At 72.6% G+C, this 5,948-nt stretch carries 3 protein-coding genes; all 3 read right to left on the reverse strand.

What is annotated here, in order from left to right; genetic code table 11:
• Positions 1-145 precede the first annotated feature (145 nt).
• From GT045_RS23720 to GT045_RS23730, 3 genes are read right to left on the reverse strand one after another with little or no spacing between them, the layout of a single operon-like run.
• On the reverse strand, positions 146-2,608 hold the full coding sequence (locus GT045_RS23720) for a glycoside hydrolase family 3 C-terminal domain-containing protein (protein WP_161335368.1): 2,463 nt from the start codon (positions 2,606-2,608) through the stop codon (positions 146-148).
• 29 nt (positions 2,609-2,637) lie between these two features.
• On the reverse strand, positions 2,638-4,392 hold the full coding sequence (locus GT045_RS23725) for a discoidin domain-containing protein (protein ID WP_161335369.1): 1,755 nt from the start codon (positions 4,390-4,392) through the stop codon (positions 2,638-2,640).
• A 44-nt stretch (positions 4,393-4,436) separates the two neighbouring features.
• Positions 4,437-5,507: a DUF1996 domain-containing protein gene (locus GT045_RS23730; RefSeq protein ID WP_161335370.1), complete on the reverse strand. Its 1,071-nt coding sequence runs from the start codon at positions 5,505-5,507 to the stop codon at positions 4,437-4,439.
• Between the last annotated feature and the right edge of the window lie 441 nt (positions 5,508-5,948).

Genomic DNA, 5,948 nt, shown 5'->3' on the forward strand with positions numbered 1-5,948 from the left:
GCGCCCAGCCCAGCCCTGACCCACCACCCCTAAGCCACCACCCCCCACCCTGAGGCTCGCCCCTCACCTCCCCCGAGCCACTCCGGCCCGCTCCTCGGCGCACCGCCCCGCCCTCTCAGCGGCCCGCCCCGCCCAGGCTCGCCCCTCAGTCGGCGTCGCTCGCCTCCCGGCGCCCGTCGACCGCCAGGACGCCGAGGGTGAGGGGCAGTTCCCCCACCGACGGGCCCGCCAGCAGGCGGTACGGGCCCGGCTCCGTGCGCCAGCCGCCCGAGGTGACGTCCCAGTGGCTCAGGGCGCGTGCCGGGACGCGCACCTGTGCGTCGACCGTCTCACCGGGCAGGCCCCGCACGGCGCTCCACCCGGCGAGCCAGCGCTCCGGGTAGTCGACGGCGGTCCGTTCCGGGCGGGAGAGATAGACCTGCACGACCTCGCGGCCCGGCCGCGCTCCGGTGTTGCGCAGCCGCACGCGGACGGTGAGGTCCTCGCCGGCCACGATGCGCGCGGGGCCGGACAGTTCGTCGTAGGCCCAGGTCGTGTAGCCCAGTCCGTGCCCGAACCAGTAGGCGGGGGTGCGCCGCGCGCGCAGCCAGCCCCGGTGCCCGAGGTGTATGCCCTCGTCGTAGGGCAGGCGGCCGGCGTCCGGACGGGTGCGGGTGACGGGGGCGTCGGCGAGCCGGGCGGGCCAGGTGGTGGGCAGCCGTCCGCCGGGCTCGGCGCGGCCGAACAGGACGTCCGCCAGCCCGCCGCCCGCCTCCTGGCCGGGGAACCACGCCAGCAGCAGCGCGCCGACGTCGTCGCGCCAGGGCAGTTCCACCGGGCCGCCGCTGTTGACGACCGCCACGGTGCGCGGGTTCGCCCGGACGACCGCGTGCACCAGGGCGTCCTGGTCGGGTCCGAGGGTGAGGTGGCTGCGGTCACGCCCTTCGGATTCGTGCTGTTCGCCGGTGCCGACGACCACCACGGCCACGTCCGCCTCGCGTGCCGCGCGGGAGGCCGCGTCCAGTGCCGCGGCGGTACCGGGTCCCGGCGGCCGGGCGCCGACGACGGTGGCGCGGCCGGTGCCGGGGGCGAGTTCACGGCGGGCGACGAGCAACGGGGTGGATCCGGCGCTCAGTTCGGCGTCGGCGGCCCGGGTGGGCGGGCTCACGTGGAGGACGGCCGGGTCGTCGGTGGTGGCGGGGAACTCGCCGTCCAGCAGCGGGTGTCCGTCGAGGTGGAGGCTGAGGCGGCCGAAGCCGGCGATGCCGATCCGCCATGTGCCCGAGGTGCGGGGGTGCAGCCGTGCGCTGATCTCCACGGTGTGCGCGCCGGGCGGTACGGGAGGCTCCAGCTGCCGTCCGCCCCGGCGGTGTGCGGAGTACAGCTCGTCGCCGTCGGCGTCCAGGACGCGCAGCAGCACCCCTGGGGTGCCGGTGCGCGGATCGGAGGCGACGACCATGTCCAGGGGTGGCGGCGGGCCGTCCGGGACGGGCCCGGGTACGTGGACGACGCGTGCCCGGCCCCGCAGTCCCGCCCTGATGCCGTCCAGGAGCGGCACCTCGTCCTGCGGGAACACGCCGGCGCTGCCGCCGCCCTGGGTGCGGGTGCGGGCGGCCGCCGCGCCGATGACGGCGACCGTGCCGAGCCGTGCCGGTGCCAGGGGGAGCACACCCCGGTTGACCAGCAGGACCGTGCCGGCCGCGACGGCCCGGCGGGCCAGGGCCCGGGCCTGCCGTGGGCGCAGGTGCGGGCGCGCCCGGCGGCCGGGTCTGCCCAGGGCGCCGGCCCAGGCGGCCAGCCGCAGCAGCCGGCGCACCTTGTCGTCCACCGCCGATTCCTCCACCTCACCCGCCTCCACCGCCCGCACCAGCGGCTCGCCCCACTCGCCGGCCGGTCCCGGCATCTGCAGGTCCAGACCGGCCCGGGCGGTGTCGAGGGTGCCGCGGACGGCGCCCCAGTCGGAGACGACCACGCCGGCGAAACCCCACTCGCTCTTCAGCGGCGCGGTCAGCAGCGGGTGGGCTGTCATGGTGGTGCCGTCGACCTGGTTGTATCCGGCCATCACCAGCCGGACACCGGCTGCCACGGCCGCCTCGAACGGCGCCAGGTACACCTCGCGCAGCGTGCGTTCGTCGATGCGTACGTCGACCGTGAGCCGGTCCGTCTCGGCGTCGTTGGCGACGAAGTGCTTGGCCGTCGCGGCGACGCCGTGTGCCTGCACGCCACGGATCAGGGCGGCCCCGATCCGGCCGGTCAGCACGGGGTCCTCGGAGAAGCACTCGAAGTGCCGACCGGCCAGCGGGGTGCGGTGCAGGTTCAGGTTGGGGGCGAGGACCACGTCCACGCCCTTGCGCCGGGCCTCGGAGGCGAGGAGGCCGCCGAGTTCCTCCACCAGCTGCTCGTCCCAGGTGGCTGCCAGCGCGGAGGCCGACGGCAGCAGAACGGAGGTACGGCGTTCGTCCCAGCCTTCCCCGCGGACCCCTGCCGGGCCGTCCGACAGGACCAGTTCGCCCAGCCCCAGGTCGGGTTCGGCCGCGGTGCGCCAGGTGGTGGCGCCGGTGAGCAGCCGGACCTTGGTCCGCAGGGTCAGCTTGTCGAGCAGCCGGTCGAGTTCGTCCTCGTCGGCCATCCCCACCCCCTCGGGTATCGGCGGTCAGGTCAGCTGTAGACGCCGAACTCGTACAACGAGTAGCCCCAGCCCGTGCCGCGGGCGGTGCCGTTGATCCGGACGTACCGGCCGGTCCCGGTGACGTCGAGGTCGTCGACGCCGCCGTTGCCGTCCGTCACGGTGCGCACGGTCTGCCAGGTCTGGCCGTCGTCGGAGGTCTGGACGGTGTACGCCTTGGCGTAGGAGGACTCCCAGAGCAGCTGCACGTGCCGGAAGGCGGTGCGGGTGCCGAGGTCGACCCGGATCCACTGGGGGTCGCTCCAGTCGCTGGCCCAGCGGGTGTTCTGGTTGCCGTCCACGGCGTTGCCGGCGGTGCAGGGGCAGTCGCCGTAGCTCGCCTGGTAGGAGGAGGCGGTGGCGGGCTTGCCGAGGGCGAGGTTCGTGCCGTTCGGTGTGGGCGGGACGACCCTGACGGACCGGGTCTCGACGCCGACGTTGCCGTGGCCGTCGGTCACCTTCACGTAGACCTTCCAGACACCGGGCCGGTCGGGCGCGGTGATCTTGAGACGGCCGCCGCCGAGGTCGGTGTAGGGCAGCGGGGTGAGGTTCTTGCTCTGGTCGATGTACATGCTGTTGTCGAGGACCTCGTAGGACAGGGCGTCCCCGTCCGGGTCGGTGACCTTGACCGCGAGGGTCAGGTCCCGCCCCGCCTGGACCTTGCCCGCGTCGCCCTCGACGGCCAGGTCCGAGATGACGGGCGGGGTGTCGTCGTGCGAGGTGTCCCCGCCGTAGGCCCGCTTCACCGCGTAGTACGACAGGCGTTTCTGGCCGGCGGGCAGCAGGTTGAACCAGATGCCGCCGACGTCGTACTCGGTGCCGTAGTGGAACATGGTGGCGCCGAGCGCGACGCCCCGGTGCCCGGTGATGCAGCCCCAGGCGCGGGTGTACCCGTCGGCCTTGGCCCGGTCGCTCGGCTCCAGCGGGACGCCGTTGGCGTCGTCGGGCACCTCCCACTCACCGGCCGGCCCCGTCTCGGTGACGATGTACGGCTTGGTGTAACCACCTTGCTGCCACGCCGACTTGATGTCACAGACGGCGTTGTAGGAGTTGACGGCGTACAGGTCGAGGTCGGGGGCGTTCTTCTTGAAGTAGGGCCAGGCGCCGACCCAGGCGTCCGTGGAGGTGACCGGGTGGTCGGGGTCCACCGCGTGGATCTTCTTGGCGATGTCGTCGACGAACGTGGTGTAGGCGTCGCGCTGGCGTTCCAGCTCGGTTCCGCTGTAGCAGTTCTGGAGCCCGAGGACGGATTCGTTGCCGACGTCCCACATCAGGACGCCGGGGTTGTCCTTGTAGGTCTGGACCCACTTGGGGAACTCGTCCAGCATCTGGTTCTTGTAGGCGGTGTCGGTCACGTAGTTGACGCAGCCGCCGCTGCCGGGGCCGCCGCCGGGCTGGAGCCAGAACCCGGCGATGACCTTGACGCCGTGCGCGGCGGCGGAGTCGAAGAGCGCCTTGCTGGTGGCGTCGGTGCCCCAGGTGCGGATGGTGTTGACGCCCATGGAATGCAGGTCGGGCAGGTACTTCTCGGCGTCGGCTGTGGACGGCCCCCAGGTCAGGCCCTTGATCTGGTACGGCTGTCCGTCCACGGTGAGCTGCCAGGCGCCCTGGGTGCCGGTGACCTTGACGACGCTGCCGGCCGCGTGGGCCTGGGCGGCGGGCAGGGCGGTGAGGGCGGCGGCGGTCAGTACGCCTGCGGTGAGGGGCGCGGCCAGGCGGCGCCCGCGCGTGCGGGGTGGTGGGGTCATGGTGAGTCCGGTTCTCCGTGGGGAGTGCGGGTGTCGTGGGGACGTCAGGGCAGGCGGTAGTCGGAGTTCAGTGCGGCACCCGCCTCGGGATGGGTCTCGTCGTAGCCGCGGGCGTCGCACTGCAGTCCGCCGACGACGCAGTGGTCGACCAGCGCCTTGAGCGTGCGGTCGTCCCAGGCGTTGAAGAAGTCGTAGTGGAAGCTGTGACCGGTGCCGCTGGACAGCCGTACCTGCGACATGTCGCCGTTGACGGGGAACGCCATCTTGAACTCGATCATCGGCAGCGCCACCGGGTGGTCGGCGGGGCAGACGTTGTCGTTCGTGCCGGGCCTGACCACGGGGTAGGCCATGTGGCTCTTGTGGTCGGGGGTGTCGAGGTACTTGCCGTCCCAGCAACTGGGTGCCTGGAAGCGGATGTTGAGCTGGACGTCGGCCCGGTTCGGGCACGTTGCCGGGAACTCCGTGTTGAAGTAGCTGTCGCCGCACTCCCAGCCCTCGACGAAGCCGGGGTGGTGGCGGAACTCGTCGGCGCTCTGCATCGGGCTGCCGACGACGAACCGCAGGCCCTTGGGGAAGGGCCGGACGCTGGTGTAGTCGGTGACGCCGGCCTTGTAGTAGATGACCTGCGGGCCGACCGGCAGGATCTTCTTGTCGCCGTTGTACAGGGTGGGCATCCAGTAACCGGACAGGTCACCCGGCGCCTTGCAGGTGGTTCCGCCCGCGCTCAGTGAGGCGGTGGTACTGCCCGCGTCGGTGGTGGTGTTGCCCATGAAGGTGTGGTCGTGGGATTTGCCGGGCTGCTGCGGGTAGACGATCGGGTCGTCGGGCCGGGTGTGGCTGACCGCGCAGTTGGCCTGGAACTCGTGGAAGTAGCGGTGCGGCGGGACCTGCGTGGACGGGGTGCCGGTGACGGGCGGGACGGCCGGGATGTAGCCGTCGCCGTCGGGGTCCTCGGGCGAGGCGGCGGTCGACAGCGCCATGGCGTGGCCGGCGTGCGCGGGTGCGGCCGCGGCCGCGGGGGTGGACGAGGCGGCTACTCCGGTGACCTCGAACGAGGTCAGCGCCAGGGCGGAGGTGATGAGCGCGCCCGAGAGGATTTTCGATCTCCGTGACATGGGGGCTCCTCGACGGGAGGGGAGGGAGAGGTCGTACGGAGGTGGGAGAGCGCTCTCCCACCGCTGGAGTGTTGAGCCGGGGGCGGAGGGTGTCAAGGGAAACCGCCAAAGAATCAGAGACGGTCGTTGCTCACTACTCGAAGGCGGAGCGGTCGAAGTGACGAGCGATCAGGCGCGAGCATGCGGGAATTCGGTCGCAACTCTTGACGCATCGTTCACGTCAATGAAACATCCAACGACGAGAGAGCGCTCCCCCACCCCACTTCGTTCATTTCCTGAACAAGGAGAGCCGCGCATGCCTCCCTCCTCGCCCTCCTCCCCCACCTCGCCTTCTTCCCCCGTCCCGCCTGCCCCCGCGTCCGTCGGCCGCCGGGCCGTTCTCGGGGCGGCGGCTGCCGCGGTGCCGGTGCTGGCCGGCGTGTCCACGCCCGCCCGGGCGGC

Origin of the sequence: Streptomyces sp. SID486, from assembly GCF_009865385.1 — a bacterium.
Lineage (GTDB): Bacteria > Actinomycetota > Actinomycetes > Streptomycetales > Streptomycetaceae > Streptomyces.